The following is a 20,253-nucleotide window of genomic DNA, read 5'->3' as shown; positions in this document are numbered from 1 at the left end:
GCCGCGCTGCCGCCTCATCTCCCTGACGAGACGATGTGTCCTGTGTCACTCGGTGCCCCCTCCGACCGCCAATCCGGCGCGTCGATCTTGGTACACCTCTGACTTACACGGTTCGCATGACACGCCCCGGGGCTGCGCCTGCGTGATTCTGGACGGCACCCTGATTCCGATCGACCGGATCGCCGCCGACCGCCCCTTCTACTCCGGCAAGCACAAGACGCACGGAGTGAACCTGCAGGTAATCGCCTCACCCGAGGGCGAGATCCTGTGGGTCTCCGGCGACCTGCCCGGCAGTACCCACGACACCGCCGCGGCCCGGATCTGAAACATCCTCGCCGCCCTGCGCGACGCCGGGCTGATCGCCCTGGGCGATAAGGGCTACCACGGCTACGACGAGACCAGCACGCACGCGATCACCCCGTACAAGGGCCGCAACAAACCTTAGTCGCAGAAAGACGCCAACCGTGCCCACGCCCGCCTGCGCGGCCCCGGCGAACGCGCCAACGCCCAGCTCAAGACCTGGCGCATTCTCCGCAAGTTCCGCTGCTGCCCCCGCCGCACGGGCCGACCGGTTGGACGAGCTGATCAAGCTCAGCCGTGCACCTCGTGAAAGATGGAGCTGAATCCGGTGAAGTTCGGTGTGTCGGCCTTCCCGACCGACGAGAGCATCGCCCCGGCGGTCCTTGGACCAGGTCTCGAGGAGCGTGGCCTGAGCGCGTTGTTCCTCGCCGAACACACGCACATCCCGGTCGGGTCGGAAGTCCCGTACCCGGGCTACGAGCTGCCACGCGAGTACTTCCGCACGCTAGACCCGTTCGTGGCCCTGACCGCCGCGGCGGCCGCGACCCGAACCTTGTTGCTGGGCACGGGCATCGCGCTGGTGACGGCACGGGACCCGATCATCACGGCCAAGGAGGTCGCCACCCTCGACCAGCTCTCCGGCGGCCGCGCGGTGTTCGGCGTCGGCGCCGGCTGGATCCTCGACGAGCTGCGCAACCACGGCACTGATCCACGCACCCGCGGCCGGCTGATGGACGAACGGCTCCGAGCGATCATCGCTCTGTGGACTCAGGAAAAGCCCGAGTTCCACGGCGACTTCGTCGACTTCGACCCCGTCCACTCCTGGCCCAAGCCGCTACAGCGGCCTCATCCGCCGATCTACGTCGGCGGCAGCAGCGAACGCACCTTCGCCAGGCTGGCCGAATACGGCTCGGCGTGGCTGCCCAGCGCGATTCCACCGGCGGAGCTCGGCAGGCACATCGACCGGATGCGACAGGTCACCGGAACCGAGACACCTGTGGTGGTCTTCGGGCCGCACACGATCAGCAGACCCTCGACACCTACGCCGAACTCGGCGTGGAACGGGTGCTGCTGCACCTGCCCACCCTGCCGGAGGACGAGGCCTTGCACGCCCTGGACGCCCTGGCGAAGGCGTGCACGCGATACCGCTGACCCGGCGTTGCGCACACAGCTCAGCGATCGTCGCCCTCGGCCACGGCTCAAGGGCGACGATCGCCGTCTTGCTTGTGTCACCGGCTCGTGCGACGCGGACCAGCGTGGTGGCGGCGGTGGTTCGGTCAGAGCGCGACGGGCTTACCTCCGAGGGTGACGACGAGTCTGCCGTCGGAGGCGAAGGACCAGCCGAGCGCTCCGGTGTAGTTGGTGCAGCGGGAGCCGTTGGTGCCAGTCCAGAACTGGTTGGTGCTGTCTGCGTCGCCGACGGTCTTGTCGTTGGTGCCGCTGCTGCCGCGACAAGAGGTGTTGCCGCGGAACACGGAGGCGCCGGCGTCGAAGGAGAAGTTGCGCTGGTCGTTGTCGATGCTGAGGTTGTTCGACACGGCCATGGAGCCGGGGTTGCGGTTGTAGGTGAAGCCGTGTTTGCCGTTGTCGAAGGCGATCGTGCGGCGGATCGTGTGGTTGACGGCGATGTCCTCGCCGCCGAGCTTGAAGCCGTTGCGGTCGCCGTTGCCCGCTTGGCCGCCGTTGCTGAGCGTGCCGTTCTTGTACGCCAGGGAGTCCTCGATGGTCACCGCGCCGATCGCACCGGTGTCGGACTTGGTGTAGAGGTCCCAGCCGTCGTCGATGTTGTTGTGCGCCACTGAGTAGCGGAACACGTTGCCCGGCCCCGAGGTCAGCTTCGCGGCGAACCCGTCGGCGTCCTCACCGTCGGAGTCGGCGTTGTCGTGCGACTCGGCGCTGAGGATGAGGTTGTTCGCGGGCCACTGCTCCTTCGGGGTGCTGGACAGCATCCGCGAGAGCTGTAGGCCGGTGTCCCGGTTGAACCGGGTGATCGTCCGCTCGAAGATGTTGTTGCTGCCACCGACGAATATGCCGTTGTCCCCGGCCCGTTCCACGGTAACGCCGTAGATGTGCCAGTACGAGCCGTTCACCGCCAGGCCGCGGTTGGCGGGATCTTCGGACTGTGCCGAGAAGTTCAGCACGGGCTTCTCGCTCTGATAGGCGGTCAGCTTCTTGCGTGCGCTGGACGTGCCGTTGTTGGTCGGCGGGATCGTCACGGTCTGCGTGAAGCTGTATGTGCCACCACGCATGAAGATCGTGCCACCCGCCGTGACCCTGGACAGTGCCGAGGTCAGTGTCGTCGGATCCGAGATCGACCCGATCGCGTCGTCACGGCCGGACGGCGACACGTACAGCGCGTTGGCGGGCTGCGTGCCGGTGGTGGTCGTGGTGGGGCCGGTGGTCGTAGTGGTGGTGGAAGTCGTCGTGCTCGTCGGTCCGCCACCGACCGGTACCAGCGTCCACTGCTTGGTGGCCGCGCCATCGCAGGAGTTGGTCTGCACCAACGCTCCTGCCGTCGTGGCGTTGTCCTTGACGTTCATGCACTTGCCGCCGTTGGCGTTGACCAGGCGGTAGTTGCTGCCGACTGAGGTCAGCGCCCAGACCTGACTCGAGGCGCCGGTGCACGCCTCCAGCTGGATCGGCTTGCCCGCGCTGGTCGACGCGTCCCGCACGCCGACGCACAGTCCGCCCGCGGTGATCCGGAACCCACCACTTACCTCGGCCAGTACCCACGCCTGGTCGGCGCACATTTCCTGCTTGAGCTGCGTGCCGGTGGCTGGACTCGCGCCCGCGTCGAGGCACTGTCCGCTGCCGCTGTTCCGCATCGAGTATGTGCCCGCACCGATCGCGGCGTTCGCGGGCGCGGCGATGCTCGGCCACGTCGCGAGCGTGGTGACCAGTGCGACGACCGCACCTCCTGAGACGAGCACGCCCCGCCTTCTCGCCAGGCGCGCAGGATGCTCTGGTGTGCCCATGACGACTTCACTCCTCAACGCCGCGCGGGAAAAGAGGTCCGGCCGGACCTCTTCCGTGGCGGCGGAAGCTGTCGAAATCCGGGCGGTTTACAACCGTTTTCCTGCCGGATGCTATGAGGTTGGCCAAACCCGGTCAATGGCGGATTTTGTGACGTGCACCGCGCTCGAAGTCGAATGAGTCGAATGGGGAGGCTATCGGCTGTCGAATTGATCAAGGTTGTTGTTCGACAAATGCATCCCGGGTCATACTCGTGAACAAAAACCCAGTGCACGCCGGTCATACTTGTGAACATCCGGGGTGCCGTAGGTAGGCCTTTGAGCTGCGGAGTACCGTCTGATGCGCTGTTCGGGCCAGTTATTCTTCCGGTTCATCAGCGTGAACATTGTGAATCTTGTCAGCTGACCGTTGCGACATTCTGGAACGTCGCGTTAATGTTCCGAGAGCGCTTCCGGATCGCGTCCAATCCTGTTTCATGACGAGTGGATCAACGGAGATTGCCATGCGCGTGAAAATCTTGATTGCGTGTGTCGGCCTGCTGGGAGGCGCACTTGTCGCGGTGGCGTCGTCGCCCGCGCAGGCCGCGCCCACGCGTTATGAGGCGGAAACCTCGCCGGCGGTCTGCTCCGGCACGATCGATGCCAACTGGTCCGGCTTCTCGGGCACCGGGTTCTGCAACGGCGCCAACTCCACCAGCGGCTACGCCCAGTTCACGGTGAACGCGGCGACATCCGGCACGGCGCCCCTGGGCATCCGGTTCGCCAACGGGACCACCACCGCTCGACCGGCCAACCTCGTCGTGAACGGCTCCACGGTGCAGGCGCCGTCGTTCGAGGGCACCGGAGCGTGGTCGAGCTGGATGACCAAGACGCTGAGCGTGCCGGTGAACGCGGGCAGCAACACCATCCGGCTGAACCCGACCACCGCGAACGGTCTGGCGAACATCGACCACCTCGACTTCGAGGTGGGCGGCACCACTCCGCCGCCACCCGGCGGGCTCGTCGGCTGGGCCGCAGAGGCCGGTGGCACCACCGGTGGCGCGGGCGGCACCACGGTCACCGTGAGCACGTTCGCCGACTTCCGGACCCAGGCGCAGTCCAGTGGTGCCAAGACGATCCTGGTCAACGGCATGCTGAGCGGTTCGGGCACCGTCGAGATCACCGCAAACAAGACGATCCGCGGCGTGGGCGGGAGCTCTGGCATCTCCGGCACCACCCTCAACATCGAGGACATGAAGCCCGCCAACGTGATCATCCAGAACATGAACATCCGCGGCGTGCGCGGCAACGACGCGATCCAGATCGAGAACGCCACGCACATCTGGATCGACCACAACACGATGTCCAGCACCATCGAGAACGACCCCGACTACTACGACGGCATGCTCGACATCACGCACGGCGCCGACTACGTCACGGTCTCGTGGAACGTCGTCCGCAACCACTGGAAGACCTCACTGGTCGGCCACTCCGACAGCAACGCCGGTGAGGACCGCGGCCACTTGCGGGTCACCTACCACCACAACTGGTTCGACCGGACCTTCGAGCGAAGCCCGCGGGTGCGCTTCGGCGAGACAGTCCACGTGTTCAACAACTACTACACCAACATCAACGGCAACTCCGCCTCGTACGCGATCGCGTCCCTCATGGACGCCGGGCTTCTCGTGGAGGGCAACGTCTTCGAGAACGTGCAGCAGGCGTGCTGGTCGGCGAGCGGATATGGCGAGTCCGACCCCGGCCGGCTGGTGGCGCGCAACAACTCGCTCACCAACTCCGGGCCGTGTGAGGCCAACGGCACCGTGGCAGCCATCCCGTACCGCTACACCGCAGACGCCGTCGGCACCGTCAAGACGTCCGTCACGTCGGGCGCGGGCGTCGGCAAGATCTGAAGGAGTCCCCGATGACCGAGAACCACCGGATCACGCGCCGCAGCCTGCTCGCGGGCACCGCCGGGGCGCTCGTCGCCGGACACCTCGCCACCCCTGCCACCGCGGCCGCCGGAGTGGACGGCTTCGCGAGCGTGTCCGCGCACGGCCTCAACACGACCACCGGCGGCGCGGGCGGTCAAGTGGTCACCGCCACCACGTCCGAGCAATTCCTCGACTACATCGACACCGTCGGAACGCTGATCATCCAGGTGTCCGGCACCATCACCATCTCCAGCAAGCAGGGCGTGCGGCCGAACAAGACGGTCATCGGCCTCGGCACATCCGCCGTGATCAACGGAGGTGGGCTGGACTTCTACCGGTCGTACAACGTGATCGTGCGCAATCTCCGCTTCACCAACGCCGAGGACGACGCGGTCAACATCGGCCAGAACTCGCACCACATCTGGGTCGACCACAACGAGTTCGCGGGAGCGGTCGACGGAGCGGTCGACGTCGTGCGCGGCGCCGAATACGTGACGGTGTCCTGGAACTGGTTCCGCGGCACCGACAAGTCCATGCTGCTCGGCCACTCGGACGGCGCGTCGAGCACCGACAAAGGCCGCCTCAAGGTAAGCATCCACCACAACTTCTTCGACGGGTCACGCCAGCGGCATCCTCGCGTGCGGTTCGGCGAACCCGTGCACGTCTACAACAACTACTTCCGCTCGAACGAGCTGTACGGTGTGGCGTCCACAATGGATGCCGGCGTGCTGGTGGAGGGCAACTACTTCGAGAACGTGCCGCACCCGGTGCTGGTCGGCTACGGCGACAGCGGGCCTGGCCGTGTCGTGGCGCGCAACAACATGTTCACGGGTTCAGGAACCCCGCAGACCGCGGGCATCGTGCAGGTGCCGCGAACGTACTACTCCTACTCCCTCGACGCCCCCGCGGACGTGCCGCGAATCGTCCGCGGGGGCGCGGGTGTCGGCAAGGTGGTTTGAGGTCGTCGAGGTCAGCGCAGCGGTATGGCGACGCGTTCGACGCTGTGTTCGAGGCAGAGGAACTGCGTGTGATTGCGACTGCGCGGTGTGGAACCGGACGATCAGTGAGTCGAGTTGCGGGTCGTTGCCGGTGGTGGCCACGATGTCGTTGAGCTGATCCATCTGCTTGCCCGACAACGCCCGCCGGTTGCTGGGCTGGCGCTGCGGTTTGGGGACTTTGGCTGCGGGGTTGGCGCGTTCGTCGATGAGGTCGTCGTTGACGGCGTGCCGGTAGAGGAAGCGCAGTGCGGCGATGAGGTGCTCGGCGGCGGAGTTGCCGTTGCGGGTGTTACGTCGGACGGTCAGATTGGCCTTGATGTGCTGGACCAGCCGCTGGATGTCGGTCGGGGTCCGGTCGCTGAGCGAGATGTCCGCCCACTGGTCCAGCACGCGATTCCAGTACGGCGTGTAGGCGCGGCGAGTGCCATCGCTGACGGCCGCGGCCACGACCGGGATGTACTCGCCGAAGGTCGGAGCCGGCGGTTTCACCGCGTTGAGCAGGTCCTCGGCTGTCACGCCCATCCGGTCGAGGACCAGACGGGCGGCGTCGAGCTCTGCCTGAGTGGGTGCGCCGGTCATGCGTCCTCACCGCCTGGTAGGACGGGGAGTACCAGCTGGTCCAGTGCGACGGGTGGGAAGACCGTGACCGTCTGGTGGTCGAGGCGGGCGACGAGGAGGACTCGGTCCCCGGAACTCAAGCCAGCCGCGCGGCGGGCGTCGGCGGGGAGCCGGAGATAGCCCTCCTTGGTGGGCTTGAAGACACCGTGCGGATCAGCGGCCACGACGAGCAGGCCGCCGTGTTCACGGATGTTCAGATGGGTGCCGGCGTTCCAGTCCAGAGCTGCCGTGACGTGGCGGTCCGCAACGCGGCCGCGGTGGTCGACGGCGGCCATCCGGTACAGGACGTTCGCCTGCCGGGGCGGCCGTGATGTGGGGACGACAATGAGCGGGAGAGGCTGACCAGCGGCGCGGGTGGAGGAGTCCGCCGCTTTTCCTGGCGCGGTCACCGGAACGATCGGGCGGATGTAGGAAATGGTCATCGAACGCCACCTGCTTGTGGCGCGGAAAGGCAAAACAGGTGCTCAAGTGGACTTGAGCACCTGTCACGTAGGCGTCGCAAACTTGCGACATTTTGGTGTCCGAGGGGGGGACTTGAGTCCCCGTGGGTAGCAACCGTGCGCAGTCTGTGTGTTCATGCGCTATTGGATAGCTCGAATCAAGTATAGAGGGCCAGTCGCCACTAATCAATCTTTCGGGCTGATCTGTATCGACTGGAGCAAGAACTTTCGCGACAACCTGTTCGACCGCGCTGATCTGAAATCAGGCCCATCTACACCAGGCGCTGCGTGAGTACGAGCGGCGCCACAGCGAGCACCGAGCCCGCCGATCGCTAACTGGCGCGCTACCCCCTGCGGGCCGGACTGAACCTGGCGAACCCGCTCACAATCAACGCCTCATTATAGACCGACATGATCATCCACGAGTATCGTCATGCGCCTTGAACTGCATGGATGTAGTTTCGCCACGCACAAGGCCAGCTCCTCGCGGCGCAATCCCGCCACACGCCGCCTGCCGTGCTCGGGAAGCCCCACGTCGGACGGCTTTCACCTGGGCTCGTCCTGCCGAAGGTCACGGTGCTGACCCTGCCCGATCAGGACCACGGCGCGTTCTGGGCGGTACCGGAGCCGTTCGCCGCGCAGATCCGCGAGTTCCCGCTCGGCTGACCGGCCGCACGGCTCACATCCGGATCGCGACCAGTCCGTGCTTCCAACGCCTGCTCGCGCTGACCCCAGCCACCTGGCGCAACCGCGCCACCGGTCACCCGTCACCCGATCCCTGCTCGCCCTCGACCACTGATCAGCTCGGACTTGCTCGCCCAGGTGTGCCGTCCCCGAGCGAAACTCGAACTTTCGCACTGTCAACACGACTCCGACGCGCCCTCGCTGATCCGCGGTATCTGACCACGTGCCGCCGCGCGCCTGCCCGCGGAGCTGAGCCGTCTGTTGTGCCTTGAGCGGGACTGGTGGCGCCCAGCGCGGCAGGCGCCGATGCAACACCGGCGCAACCGCTGATCTCGAAGATTTCGCCGCTGACCTGCGATCACCTGGCTCACCCCTTCGGTCGATATTCGACCTTGTTCAACTGTGGACGTTGATTGCACGCGGGTGTGACCATCGCGGAAATAGGTAAACTTTTGCGTCGAAAGTTTACCTATTGAATTCACCCAATTGCAGAATGTGATCCACATCACTGCAACGGATTGATGATTCTTGGCTAATCTTTGATGGTGAGGTTGCTGCGACCGGCTGCTCATTGATGCGGAAGTCGCGTGGCTCCTGGGGGTTTGTGCTGGCCTGATGTGGATTTCGTCGGCCTCGCTTCGGCGTGCCGTCGCCGCTCAGCCAGTGCGAAAGCGAGTTCTTCTTGGGGGATTGACTTGGTTAACGCGCACCGTGGTGGTGCCGAGCGCACGTCTGAGGCGCAGGCATTGCCCGTCACGATCAAGCCCGACAGGACGCTGCGAGCGAAGATCACGGACTCCTGCGGACTGACGTGTACTTTCTGCCACAACGAGGGGACACCGGTCTCCGTGGACAACCGTGGGCGGGGCGGCGGTGAAGGCAGTCGCACGTTCGTCACGCTCGGGAGGTCTGGTCGCTCGTCGATCTATGCGAACCGCAACGGAGTCGGCTTCCTCGCGTCGACGATGCGTGCGGATGACGAGCTGCGCGACGCTTTGACCGTGATGGGGCGCGGCATGGAGCTGGACGAGCTCCACCTCACCGGTGGTGAGCCGACGCTGCACCCCGCCGTCGCGGAGCTGGTGGCACTGGGGGCTGAAGCCGGCTTCCGGGTGTGCATGACCTCCAACGGTGAGAACGGGGAGCGTGTCCTGGCCCGCTGCGCGGAGGCGGGTCTCGACCGCATCAACTTGAGCATTTTCGGCACCACGCCCGAGGAGCTCGCCGACGTTCAGGAAAGCAGATTCCGTGACATCGGGCTCGCTGCTCGGAAAATCGACGCTCTCGAACGCACGATCGAGACGGCGCTGCAAAACGGGGTCAAGGTCAGCGCGAACATCGTCGTGCCGAACGGTGCCCACATCCCGCGTGTGCACCGGCTGTTCGAACGATATTCGGACAAGCTCTCGATCCGGTTGCTGAACTCGCTCAGCGATGGAATGGACTCCATCGGGGCCATCAACCAGGTTCTGGACGAGCTCGGCGCGGTGCCGGTCGCGCATCACATGACGGCAGGCGTCTCCGGCTACCGCACTGAATACGCACTACCGAGTGGCCGAGTCGTCTACTTCAAGAAGATCCGGCCCACCAGGCTTTCCGTCACCTGCTCCACGTGCCGCTTCCGTGATCCCTCCACCTGTGAGGAGGGCTATTACGGGCTCCGCCTGTACCGGTCCGCAGAGGGCGGCTATCTCGTGGGCGTCTGCATTCAGCGGATGGACCTGTGCCTGCCCGTGGAGGAGTTCGTGACGAGCAGTCTGGCGAGCGAGGTCCGGGAGTTGCGCGACCGCGAGCTCGCCAACCCCGACGAGGTGCTCCGCCATCTGGCCGGCGAATCCGCTTGAGCTCGACGTCCTGAGAGGAAACCGTTCATGTTCGCGCACGAGATCGCCGTCGTGATCCTCGAGTACAACCGGCACCACCACCTCGACCTGATCCTGGCGAGGCTGGCCGAGCAGGATGTCACACCGGAGAGGTTCCGTGTAATCGTTGTCGACAACGGCAGCGCTGAGCCGCTGCGCCGTGTCGTCGACGAGTACGCCTCCAAGCTGTCGACCACCTACCTCCGGCTCGAGACGAACGCGGGCCGGGCGAAGGCGAGGAACATCGGCATCGAGGCCGTCACGGAGCCGGCGATGCTCATCCTCGACGGCGACACCCTGCCGGATCGGGATCTCGTGCGGCGCCACCTCGACGTGCTCGCTGATCCCGCCGTCGCGGTGAGCCTCGGCGCGCGGCGTGAACACCGGATCAGGACGTTGACGACGCCCTCGCCTCTCATAGGCAGCTCGTTGTCGACGTTCTCCGCACTGCACGACACCGCACAGCGCGACCTGAGGATCCCGGACATCGAGCAGCCGGTGATCCAGGACAACTTCGACCGGATCGGCTACTTTTTCCTGTACACGCACAACGTGGCCGTCCGGACCGAGGTCGTCGCCGCTTCGGGCGGGTTCAACGAGGACCTGGACGGCTGGGGCCTGGAGGACCTCGAGTTCGGGTTCCGGATCCGCGAGGTGTTGTCGGACGGGCAGGTGATGACCTGGTCTCCGCAGGCGGGATCCGCGCACATCCCGCACCTGCGGGACTTCAACGACAACTTCGGGGAACTCAAGCAGAACCAGACGAAACTGCTCGAGACCTACCGGTCCTTCCACTGGGAGGGGCATCGGTTCGCCTCGCCACTGCTGGAGTGCCTGCGCATCATCATGATCGAGAGGTTCGCCGAAGCTCTCGGCGTCGACGACGTGCAGCCTGAACTGCCGGAGATCGAGCAGTGGGTCGGAGCTCTCGAACCGGGTGACACCTGGTTGCTCGGCCTGGGGCGGCTGGGTGGCTGGCGCGACGTCGTCGGGGAGCTGCGTTCGTCCCTCGTGGACTGGCGCGACCGAGGAGTGCCGAGCTTCTGCGGTACTCAGTTCCTGCGCGACGACCGCTCGTTGCGCAACGTCGTGAACGTCGACGTCTGGCGTGCCCTGCCGTGGCACCACGTGTCCGAAGCACTCGCCGAGGCGCGCAGGGTCGCGGAACATCGGGTGTTCGTGGCGACCGCTTCGCATGACGAGCGGTTCGCCGGGCTCGAGCTCGGCAGGGGGCTCGACGAGTCCGTCCCGCGGTTCGTCGAGGATGCGGAGTGGCTCGCCTCGGCCATCCGCGACCTCGGTCTCGACTGCGAGACGACGCGAACTCCCGACGCTGTCGCGGTGCGGGTGCGGGAGCGCGCGTGACGGCAGCGATCACGTCCGCCACGAGGAGGTCGTGGCCGTTCTACGTGGCGGCCTGGGTGGACTCGTTGGGGGCGGGACTGTTCCTGCCTGTTTCGATGCTCTACTTCATCCGCGTCGTGGGCTTGCCCGAGTGGCAGGTGGGCACGTTCATCTCCTTGTCGGGTGTGGTCGCGCTCCTGGTGCCCGCTCTGGTGGGCGCCGTGATCGACCGGGTCGGGCCGTTGCGGATCATCGTCGTGGGCCAGGTCCTGCAAGCCCTGGGCACCGCGGCTTACCTGCTGGTCGACGGTCCACTCGGCGTGTTCGTGGTGACCACGGCGTGCGCGGTCGGCCAGCGGGTGTTCTGGTCGTGCTTCTTCGGCCTCGGCGCGCAGCTGGCCGGCGACGGGCCGAAGGAGAAGTGGTTCTCCATCGCCTCCAGCTCCCAGGCCGCCGGCGCCGGTGTCGGCGGCCTGATGGCGGCGTTCCTGTTCGTGGCCGACAGTACGGCGAGCTACGTGCTGCTGATCCTGCTCAACGCGGCGAGTTTCGCGGTGTCCGCCTTGTTGATGCTCGCGGTCCGCGGCGCGGCGAGCACCTCGCCCGGCCCGTCCACGGAGCACGCTGCCACCGGTGGTTACCGCGCGGTGCTGCGGGACCGGCGCTATCTCCTGATCATCGTGCTCGGCACGGTGCTGGCGGTGCCGAGCACGTTCTTCGCGTCGGGGCTGCCGGTCTACCTGAACCAGGAGCTGCACGCGCCCTCGTGGATCAGCGGTGCGCTGCTGACGATGGTGACGGTGTTGATGGTCGCGTTGCAGGCGTACGCCGTGCACCTCGTGCGCGGGCTGCGTCGCACCACCACCCTCGCGATCTGCGCGTTCATGTGGGCCGGTTGGGCAACGGCAATGGCCGCCGCGCCGGCCCTGGGCGGCTCGTCCCTGGTGGTGTTCCTGTTCGCGGCGACCGGGATCTACGTCCTCGCGGACCTGCTCCACGGCCCGATCGTCAACGCGCTCGTGGAGCACATCGCGCCGGTGCGGATGAAGGGCCGCTACCTGGCTGTTTTCCAGTACTCGTACAACCTCGCGGCGATCGTGGCGCCGCTGCTGGTGGCCGCGTTCGCATGGGGCGCGGCGGCACCGTGGCTGATCTTCGTCGCGCTCAGCGGCGGATCCGGCCTGCTCTTCCTGAAGCTCGAATTGGGGGAACGCGATGTGGAGGAAGACCGAAGTTGAACAGGGCAGCAAGGCGTTGGTGTACTGCACCTTCGACGGTGTCGCCAACCTCTACCACGGTATCGGGACGCAGACCAGGTACCTGATCTCGTGCCTGGGGAGCAGCGGTGCCGAGCTGGTCGACGCCATCGGCGAGTTTGACGTGCACCTGCTCGTACCGGATGCGAGCTACTCCCGTCCTGGCTACGCGATCAACGAGAGCTTGCTGGCCGAGAACCGGGAGAAGATCGCGAAGGCGGGCGTGACGTTGTGGGAGCTTGCCCACGACGACTCCCGGCTGTTCCACATCGCAAAATGGCACCAGCTGTGCGCGGAAGCGGCGAAGGTCGTGCGACAGCTCGTCGACAGGTATGACGAGGTGCTGGTGGCGGCAGTGGACGCGATCTTCTGCGTGCTCGCCGATCACCTGGACCGGGAGCTGGAGCCGAGCCAGTGGGAGCGAACCCAGCTGGTGTACACGCTCTACAGCAGTTCCCGGATCCCGGGCACGTCGCACACCCCCGGCAGGGACGAGGGCGAGGCCACGTGCGTGGCGAGGGCGAACACCGACGCGAGGGTGTTCCTCGCCGATGTCGGCAGCTACTTCTCCCGTCACCTGGTCGAGGACTTCGGACTCGACCCGACCCGGCTGCTGCCGTTCACCCAGGCGCTGAGCCTCGGCGATCCCGAGCTGACGCGCCGCGACCGCGCCGAAGCCCTCGCCGAGGTCACGTCCTGGGGGATTCCCACCGACCGGCCGATCGTACTGTCCCTGGGACGGGCTGACCCGATCAAGGGACTCGACCGTGCCATCCGCGCGGTCACGCCGTTGCGAGACCGCATCCACTTCGTGCTGATCGCGGTTCCCTACACGCAGGACGACCCGGAGATTGCGAAGTACCGGGCCATGCTCGCGGAGTCCGGCCTGCGGCACACGTTCGTGACGCAGTTCGACCGCGGTCTGCCGCGCAGTCTGTGTTCTCTCGACGAGACGGTTGCCGTGTTGTCCGCGTCGTTGGGCGAGCCGTGCGGTCAGGTCCCGCAGGAGGCTGCGCTCTGGGCTGATGGTGGCGGCCCAGTCGTGATCGTGCCGGACGAAGGAGGGCTTGCGGCGCAGATCGTGCCCGATGTGACAGGTCTGGTGTTCCCGCAGGGCGACATCCCGGCGATGACCGAGAAGGTCGAGATCGTGCTCGACCTCCCGAGCAGCGACCGGGTGCGGATGTGTGCGGCCGCAGTCGAGAAGGTCCGCGCCGAGCGGGACTTCACCAGGTCGTTGAGGGAGTTCCTCGACGCCGCGTGGGCGGTGGACCGTGCCTGAGTCGACCGTGCTCGTCGTGGGAGGCGCCGGGTTCATCGGCTCCAACCTCGTGCGGTACTGGCTGCGGAAGCACCCGCGGGACCGGGTGGTGTCGCTCACGAGTGGAAGGCGCGTGAGCCCAGGCCACACCGGAGCGCAGGACGTCGTCTGCGACCTCGGCGAGCCGGACGGGCTGAAGCAGGTGCTGACCGAGCAGTCGGTAGACATCGTGATCAATTGCGGCGGTTGGTCCGACAACGGACGGGCGGTGCGCGACCCCTTGGCCTGTTTCGAGGCGAACGTCGCGCGTTGCATGGCCGTGCTCGAGGCTTGCCGGACGACCGGTGTGCGCCACTACCACCAGGTGTCCTCCGCCGAGGTCTACGGCGACCTGTCCGTTGCCGCCGGCGTCGACGAGTCGGCCCCGCTGCGGCCGCTGACCCCGTACAGCTCCACCAAGGCCGCTGCCGACCAGCTGGCGTTGTCGTACGGCCACACCTACGGGCTGGCTGTGACGATCACCCTGTCCTCCAACAACTACGGCCCAGCGCAACTCCCGGAGAAGGTCATCCCCAGGTTCGTCACGAGAGCGTTGCTCGGGCTGACGCTGCCGGTGTTCGAGTCGCCCGGATCGAGCCGCGAATGGCTGCACGTGCGGGATCACTGCCGAGCGATCGACCGGATCATCTCGGCCGGCACACCAGGAGAGCGTTACAACGTGGGTGGTGGCGTGAACGCGGGAGCGCACGAGATCGCCGACGCCGTGCTCGACTTCCTGGGGCTGCCTGCTGACCGCAAGGTCACGGTTCCGGCCCGGCCGGCACTTCTGAACCGCACCGCGGTCGACTCGACGAAGGTGCGCACCGAGGTGGGGTGGAGGCCGGAGAAGGACTTCGCGGCAGGCCTCAAGGAAACGATCCAATGGTACGTCGACAACCGGGACTGGTGGCTTCCGCACGTCGAGGCACAGGGGGAGAAATGAAGGTAGTTCTGTTTTGCGGGGGCTACGGCATGCGGATGCGCAGCAGTGCGCACGACGACGTCCCCAAGCCGATGCAACTCGTGGGACCCCGGCCGCTGTTGTGGCACATCATGCGGTACTACGCCCACTTCGGACACACTGACTTCATCCTCTGTCTCGGCTACGGCGCACAACACGTGAAGGACTACTTCCTGCACTATCGCGAGACCTCGTCGAACGACTTCGTCTTGCAAGACGGTGAAGCCGAGCTGTTCTCGACCGACATCAGCGACTGGAGGATCACGTTCGCCGACACCGGGGTGGAAACCCCCATCGGGGAGAGGCTGCGCCGGGTCAGGCACCACCTCGGTGATGACGAGGTGTTCCTCGCCAACTACTCCGACGTGCTGAGCGACGCGCCGTTGGACATCATGATCGATCGCCTGGTGGCAAGCGACAACGCGGCGTCCATGCTCGTGGTGCCACCACAGTCCTCGTTCCACTGCGTCCAGCTCGACGAGGCCTCCACGGTTACCTCGCTGGCGCCCGTGAGCGAACTTCCGGTGTGGGAGAACGGCGGCTTCTTCGTGCTGAGGCAGGAGATCTTCGACAAGCTCCCGGTGGGTGGAGATCTCGTGGACGACGTGTGCGGTGCGCTCGTGCGGGAAGGCAGACTGCTCGCACACCGGCATCGCGGGTTCTGGCAGTCGGCGGACACGGTCAAGGAGCGCATCCGGCTCGAGGCCTCGTACGCCTCGGGTGAGCGGCCCTGGATGATGTGGGAACACGAGCCGAGTCCGGCGCCGGTGCCCCTGTTGGAGGAGGCCTGGTCGTCATGATGCGCTTCGACCTCGGCCAACCGGACACGCTGGTGCTGCTCGGTGCTCACTGCGATGACATCGCGATCGGCGCAGGAGGTCTGCTGCTCTCACTGTGCAGGCGTTGGCCCGGCATCGAGGTGAGAGCCCTCGTTCTGACGGGCATGGGTACCGAACGCGAGATGGAGGAGCAGAAGGCGCTGGCTTCGCTGTGCCCTCGCGCCAGCCTCGACCTCACCGTGCTCGACCTGCCGGACGGCCGGATGCCTTCGCGGTGGGAGGAGGTCAAATCTGCACTGGAGGTGGTGAGGTCCGAGGTCGCGGAGCAGGCGGTGGTGATCGGGCCGCACCGGGGCGATGCCCACCAGGACCACCGCTGTCTCGCTGAGATCGTGCCGAGCGTGTTCCGCGGCCACTTGCTGCTCGGCTACGAGATCGTCAAGTGGGACGCCGATCTGGGCCAGCCGTCGGTCTTCTTCCCGCTCGACGACGAGGTCGCGGAGGAGAAGGTCGAGGTGCTGCACGCGCACTACCGCTCCCAGTTCGGGCGGCAGTGGTTCGACCGGGAGGCATTCCTCGGTCTGGCCCGCCTGCGCGGAGTGCAGAGCCGCAGCCGGTACGCGGAGGCCTTCTACACCGACAAGGTGGTTCTTGGTGGCGGCTGACGTGACCTCGAAGACCTCGCCGAGGTGGTTAGGCCCGGCACGTTGGGCGGTGGCCGCGGTCTTCGGGTTCAACGGGTTCCAGTTCAGCACCTGGACCAGCCGCGTGCCCGCGATCGCCACGCAGGTGGAAGCCGGCGCGGGAGGACTCGGTGTCGCGCTGACGGTCTCCGCGGTGGGCATGCTCGTCGCAACCCCGTTCGCGGGCCGTGTCCGCGCGTGGTTGGGGCCGCGGTGGTCCGTGCTGGTTCCGGCCTCGGGCGCGGCGTTGTTGCTGCCGGCCGTCGGGCTGGTGCGGACCGTGACCCAGTTGGCCAGTGTCCTGTTCGTCCTGAGCGGGTTCGTCGGCATCATGAACGTCGCGAGCAACCTCAGCGGCCTGGCGATCGCGCGGGACCTCAACCGGCCCGTGATGCCGTTCTTCTACGGCGTCGCCGGCCTTGCCGGGTTCGGTGGTGCCGGAGCCTCGTCCTTCCTGGCGCACGCCGGGTGGTCGCCCTTGGAACACTTCACTGCGGCTTCCGCGTTCTCGCTGCTCCTGTTGGCGTGCTCAGCCCGGTTCCTACCGGTGTTCGACGAGCCGGACCGGGCTGAACACGTGCGAGGCGGGCGTGCACGCGTGCAGAGACGGGTGCTGGGCTTCGCGGTCGCGGCATTCGTGATCACCTTGGCGGAGTCGACCGCGTACGACTGGTTCGGACTGCTGTTGACCCGTGAACGCGGTGTGACCGAAGCCGCGACGGCGTCAGGACTGGCGGTGCTGTCACTCGTCGTCGCGGGACTGCGGCTGGTGGGCGAGCGCGTCGAGGCGGTCGTACCCACCAGGGTCCTGCTGATCGGCGGCGCGGCGCTCGCCGCGTCCGGAATGGTCTTGATCGCCACAAACGCGTTGCCCGGCTTCGTGGTCGCCGCATACGCGGTGGTCGGTGCAGGTGTCGCCTACCTCTATCCGGCGGTGGTCGGGCAGATCAACTCCGGTACCGCGACGCAGACGAACATGTCGGTCGTCGCATGGGCCAACTCGCTCGGTTACGCGGTCGGGCCGATCTTGGTGGGCACGCTCGCCGAGCGGCTTTCCATCACAACCGGTGTGCTTGTGGTGGCCTGCGTGCTCGTGGCAGGAATATCGATCACATTACCCATGACGGCGCGGAGGCGTTGAGATGGTGCACGAACGTCGTAGCAGCGTGCTGGACCTGGTGACTGGTCGCTATCTGACGCCGAGGGGCGCGGAAGTGCCCGTGGACCGGATCGAGCGGCGGGATGGAGCGCTGTTCTTCGCCGTTCCCGAGGCTGACAACCCCCGGCTTCAGACGCTCGAGTGCTGGGTGCTGCCAAGCCGCCGGCTGCGCGTCTGCCGTTGGACGCTTGCGCCGGACGCCACGGTGACCGATGCGGACTTCGACTACTACGTCGACTTCTGCCAGGTCGAGTCCGTTGCGGATCGTTTCGTGATGGTGGACGACTACGTGGACATCAAGGTGTGGCAGGGACGACGGCTCGTTGTCGACGATGTGGACGAGCTCATTGCAGCCCTCGGCGCCGGCTTCATCGAGCCTCGCGAGGCTCAAGTCGCTGTGGAGACCGCATTCGAGGTCGCGGTCGAGCTCACGGGCTTGGAGTTGTCCGTGCTCACGTGGCTCAAGCAGGAGGGGTGGAATTGACCACGTCAGCGGAACTGCTGGACAGCTTGCGTGCGGTGTCGGTGGACACCGCGCGGAACGCGTACGTGCCTTATTCCGGCTTCCCGGTGGGCGCGGCGGCGAGCACGCCTGGTGGTGACATCTACCGCGGGTGCAACATCGAGAACGCGTCCTTCGGCATGACGCTGTGCGCGGAAGCGTCTCTTATCGGTTCGCTGGTGGCACATGGGGGCAAGGGTATCGAGGTGATCTGCTGCCGGACGGCGGACGGCACGTTTCTTGCGCCGTGTGGCCGGTGCCGTCAGATGATCATGGAGATCGGCGGGCCGGACTGCCTGGTGGACCTGGGCAACGAGTTGGTGCCGATCCGCACCCTGCTGCCGCACGCGTTCACGGGACGCGATATGAACGTTGAAACGAGCTAGGGGGACCAGGCCATCATGACGATAGAGTACGAGGCCAAGGTGCTGGGAATCGATCCGCCGGCGACGGAAGCGCTCATCCTGCGACACGGTGGCGAGAAGCTGGGAGATCGGCTGCAGCGCCGTTACGTCTACGACATAGAGCCTGGAGACCAGTCGCGGTGGGTTCGGCTGCGCGACACCGGGGATGTGATCACCCTGGCGGTCAAGGAGATCCGCTCGGACGCGATCGACGGCACGTCCGAGACGGAAGTCACCGTCGACGACTTCGAGAAGACGAACGCCCTCTTGAACAAGCTCGGCTATCGGCCGAAGTCCTACCAGGAGAACCGCCGAGTCAGCTTCCGACTCGGGCATGCGCGACTCGAGATCGACCACTGGCCATTGATACCGCCGTACCTGGAGATCGAAGCGGACTCGGTCGCCGGTGTGAAGGAAGCCGCAACCGTGCTCGGCTACGACGAAGCCGACCTCACAGGCGAGAACACGGTCCAGGTGTACGCGCGATACGGGATCGACTTGGGCGCCCTCGCCGAGGTGAGGTTTGAGTGACCTCCCACGGCTGATCGCCACCGATCTCGACGGCACCCTCCTGACGAGCGGTCACGGCGTCTCCAACAGGACGCGGTGCTCGCTTGACGCGCTCAGGGCTGCCGGCGTCACGGTTCTGCTCGTGACGGCAAGGGCCCCGCGCAGCGTGGACGAGATCGCGAGGCAGGCCGGCCACAGCTCGATCGTCGTGTGCTGCAACGGAGCAGTCGTCTACGACGTGGCCAGCCGAACCGTTGGTCATACGGCGCTCATCCCGCGGGAGACGGTCCTGGCAGTGGGGCAGCGGTTGCGCAGGGTGCTTCCCGGCGCTCTGCTCGCGGTTGAGACTGGCCGGAGCATGCGGGCCCAGCCGGGCTTCGGTGTGCGATGGGACGACGCCCACGTCGACGTCGACACCCTCGATCTCGGCCCAGCGGCGAAGATGTTCGTCCGCAGCGAGGGCTTGGATCTCGACCAACTGCTTTCCGCAGTGCGGAGCGTTGTCGGCGATCTTGTGTCGTGCAGCCACTCGGGAGGCCCCGGTTTCGTTGAGCTGACCGCGCTCGACGTGTCGAAGGTGAACGCGGTCAAGGCCGTGTGCGCATCCTTGGGCATCCACCGCTCGGACGTCGTCGCCTTCGGCGACATGCCGAACGATCTCGAACTGCTTCGGTGGGCCGGTCGGGCATGGGCAATGGGCAACGCGCACCCGTCATTGCTGCGAGAGTTCCCGGTCACGGCGTCGAACGATGATGACGGGGTGGCGAAAGCGCTGGAATCGCTTCTGCCCGTGCCGAGCTGAGCGATCATGTCCAGCTGGAGCTTCGCAGAGCTGCGCTGCCGCCGGGATCGCGTCGTCGGCGCAGGGGGTCGATCATCTGGCCCCACCACCTGTTGGGCACGGGGCGGTCGGCGCCGTAGCGCAGCGGGTAGCGGTCGGGGAGGTGGAACGTGCCGAACAGGCGGTCCCAGATGGGCAGCACGCCGGCGTAGTTGCGGTTGATCGCTTCTGGTTCGTCGGCGTGGTTGTGCGTGCCGAAAAGTACGTCCGTGCAGGTCGCGGACCTCGGCGCGTGGCTGGCGGTCGTCGGGCAGGATCGCGCCCCGTGCTGGTCCGCTTCGCCTACCTTGCCGTCTCCCACGCCTTCGCCGCGCTACGGCTATTGCGCATGACCGACCGTGAGAAGGACGTCGAGATCCATGCCTTACGCCTGGTCATCGAACGCCACCTGCTTGTGGCGCGGAAACGCGAAACAGGTGCTCAAGTGGACTTGAGCACCTGGCACGTAGACGTCGCAAATTTGCGACATTTTGGTGTCCGAGGACCGAGTTGCTCTCTATCCCTACGTCTCAAGCTGCCCTAAAGCTCCTCATCGCCCCCCGGTCTGTCCTAGCTTGTCCGCTTGTAGTGGGTTGGGGAACTCGCTGGATCGCAGACTCCGTCCAGTGAGGTGATCTCACCAACGGAGATTCTCGCGCTGAACGCCTGACGTGCGCGGGAGCGCGTGGCCGTGCGTCGCGACGGGTTGCAGGGCCTGGAAGAAGAAGGACGGGGAGTCCTGGTAGGACTG

At 66.3% G+C, this 20,253-nt stretch carries 19 protein-coding genes and 1 pseudogene; 17 read left to right on the top strand and 3 right to left on the bottom strand.

What is annotated here, in order from left to right:
• Positions 1-127 precede the first annotated feature (127 nt).
• Positions 128-610: pseudogene (locus ABFX45_RS44050) on the top strand (transposase family protein); the annotation flags it as partial.
• Positions 611-613: 3 nt separating this feature from the next.
• Positions 614-1,609 carry a TIGR03619 family F420-dependent LLM class oxidoreductase gene (locus tag ABFX45_RS44045; RefSeq protein WP_428834296.1) on the top strand — a complete coding sequence of 332 codons (996 nt, stop codon included), beginning with the start codon at positions 614-616 and terminating at the stop codon, positions 1,607-1,609.
• On the opposite strand, the gene ABFX45_RS44040 is transcribed toward ABFX45_RS44045, so the two are convergent.
• Complete coding sequence (locus tag ABFX45_RS44040) at positions 1,578-3,230, bottom strand: RICIN domain-containing protein (RefSeq protein ID WP_346137090.1); 1,653 nt, start codon at positions 3,228-3,230, stop codon at positions 1,578-1,580. The genes ABFX45_RS44045 and ABFX45_RS44040 overlap by 32 nt on opposite strands.
• 545 nt (positions 3,231-3,775) lie before the next feature.
• On the opposite strand from ABFX45_RS44040, the gene ABFX45_RS44035 reads away from it, so the two are divergent.
• Both ABFX45_RS44035 and ABFX45_RS44030 read left to right on the top strand, forming a co-directional pair.
• The gene (locus ABFX45_RS44035) at positions 3,776-5,161 is read left to right on the top strand and encodes a pectate lyase family protein (protein WP_346137089.1); all 1,386 of its coding nucleotides are present in this window, start codon (positions 3,776-3,778) and stop codon (positions 5,159-5,161) included.
• Positions 5,162-5,172: 11 nt separating this feature from the next.
• Positions 5,173-6,141: a pectate lyase family protein gene (locus ABFX45_RS44030; RefSeq protein WP_346137088.1), complete on the top strand. Its 969-nt coding sequence runs from the start codon at positions 5,173-5,175 to the stop codon at positions 6,139-6,141.
• A gap of 614 nt (positions 6,142-6,755) precedes the next feature.
• Here the strand turns inward: ABFX45_RS44030 and ABFX45_RS44025 are convergent.
• Entirely contained in the window at positions 6,756-7,220 is a 465-nt protein-coding gene (locus tag ABFX45_RS44025; protein WP_346137087.1) for a hypothetical protein, read from the bottom strand.
• Between the two features lie 534 nt (positions 7,221-7,754).
• On the opposite strand from ABFX45_RS44025, the gene ABFX45_RS44020 reads away from it, so the two are divergent.
• The 13 genes from ABFX45_RS44020 to ABFX45_RS43960 all read left to right on the top strand — a co-directional run bounded on the left by ABFX45_RS44020 (position 7,755) and on the right by ABFX45_RS43960 (position 19,484).
• On the top strand, positions 7,755-7,904 hold the full coding sequence (locus ABFX45_RS44020) for a hypothetical protein (RefSeq protein ID WP_346137086.1): 150 nt from the start codon (positions 7,755-7,757) through the stop codon (positions 7,902-7,904).
• Between the two features lie 635 nt (positions 7,905-8,539).
• Entirely contained in the window at positions 8,540-9,766 is a 1,227-nt protein-coding gene (locus tag ABFX45_RS44015; RefSeq protein ID WP_233441822.1) for a radical SAM protein, read from the top strand.
• A gap of 27 nt (positions 9,767-9,793) precedes the next feature.
• Positions 9,794-11,149 carry a glycosyltransferase family 2 protein gene (locus ABFX45_RS44010; RefSeq protein WP_346137085.1) on the top strand — a complete coding sequence of 452 codons (1,356 nt, stop codon included), beginning with the start codon at positions 9,794-9,796 and terminating at the stop codon, positions 11,147-11,149.
• Positions 11,146-12,366, top strand: a complete 1,221-nt coding sequence (locus tag ABFX45_RS44005; protein WP_346137084.1) for an MFS transporter — start codon at positions 11,146-11,148, stop codon at positions 12,364-12,366. Before ABFX45_RS44010 ends, ABFX45_RS44005 begins: the two co-directional genes overlap by 4 nt.
• Entirely contained in the window at positions 12,344-13,666 is a 1,323-nt protein-coding gene (locus ABFX45_RS44000; protein ID WP_346137083.1) for a glycosyltransferase, read from the top strand. The genes ABFX45_RS44005 and ABFX45_RS44000 overlap by 23 nt, the downstream gene beginning before the upstream one ends.
• Positions 13,659-14,627, top strand: a complete 969-nt coding sequence (locus tag ABFX45_RS43995; RefSeq protein ID WP_346137082.1) for a dTDP-glucose 4,6-dehydratase — start codon at positions 13,659-13,661, stop codon at positions 14,625-14,627. The genes ABFX45_RS44000 and ABFX45_RS43995 overlap by 8 nt, the downstream gene beginning before the upstream one ends.
• On the top strand, positions 14,624-15,445 hold the full coding sequence (locus tag ABFX45_RS43990) for a glycosyltransferase family protein (RefSeq protein WP_346137081.1): 822 nt from the start codon (positions 14,624-14,626) through the stop codon (positions 15,443-15,445). Before ABFX45_RS43995 ends, ABFX45_RS43990 begins: the two co-directional genes overlap by 4 nt.
• The gene (locus ABFX45_RS43985) at positions 15,442-16,089 is read left to right on the top strand and encodes a PIG-L deacetylase family protein (RefSeq protein WP_346137080.1); all 648 of its coding nucleotides are present in this window, start codon (positions 15,442-15,444) and stop codon (positions 16,087-16,089) included. Before ABFX45_RS43990 ends, ABFX45_RS43985 begins: the two co-directional genes overlap by 4 nt.
• The gene (locus ABFX45_RS43980; RefSeq protein ID WP_346137078.1) at positions 16,079-17,248 is read left to right on the top strand and encodes an MFS transporter; all 1,170 of its coding nucleotides are present in this window, start codon (positions 16,079-16,081) and stop codon (positions 17,246-17,248) included. Before ABFX45_RS43985 ends, ABFX45_RS43980 begins: the two co-directional genes overlap by 11 nt.
• A gap of 1 nt (position 17,249) precedes the next feature.
• Entirely contained in the window at positions 17,250-17,750 is a 501-nt protein-coding gene (locus ABFX45_RS43975; RefSeq protein ID WP_346137076.1) for a DUF402 domain-containing protein, read from the top strand.
• Positions 17,741-18,154, top strand: a complete 414-nt coding sequence (locus tag ABFX45_RS43970) for a cytidine deaminase (RefSeq protein ID WP_346137074.1) — start codon at positions 17,741-17,743, stop codon at positions 18,152-18,154. Before ABFX45_RS43975 ends, ABFX45_RS43970 begins: the two co-directional genes overlap by 10 nt.
• A gap of 15 nt (positions 18,155-18,169) precedes the next feature.
• Positions 18,170-18,703 carry a class IV adenylate cyclase gene (locus ABFX45_RS43965; protein ID WP_346137072.1) on the top strand — a complete coding sequence of 178 codons (534 nt, stop codon included), beginning with the start codon at positions 18,170-18,172 and terminating at the stop codon, positions 18,701-18,703.
• Entirely contained in the window at positions 18,696-19,484 is a 789-nt protein-coding gene (locus ABFX45_RS43960) for an HAD-IIB family hydrolase (RefSeq protein WP_112225050.1), read from the top strand. The genes ABFX45_RS43965 and ABFX45_RS43960 overlap by 8 nt, the downstream gene beginning before the upstream one ends.
• Before the next feature lie 4 nt (positions 19,485-19,488).
• Here the strand turns inward: ABFX45_RS43960 and ABFX45_RS43955 are convergent, their stop codons facing one another.
• Positions 19,489-19,824: a sterol desaturase family protein gene (locus tag ABFX45_RS43955; RefSeq protein WP_346137070.1), complete on the bottom strand. Its 336-nt coding sequence runs from the start codon at positions 19,822-19,824 to the stop codon at positions 19,489-19,491.
• Positions 19,825-20,253 lie beyond the last annotated feature (429 nt).

It is taken from the genome of Lentzea roselyniae (assembly GCF_039537795.1).
GTDB classification, from domain to species: domain Bacteria; phylum Actinomycetota; class Actinomycetes; order Mycobacteriales; family Pseudonocardiaceae; genus Lentzea; species Lentzea atacamensis.
This window is presented reverse-complemented; position numbering and strand designations above follow the sequence as displayed.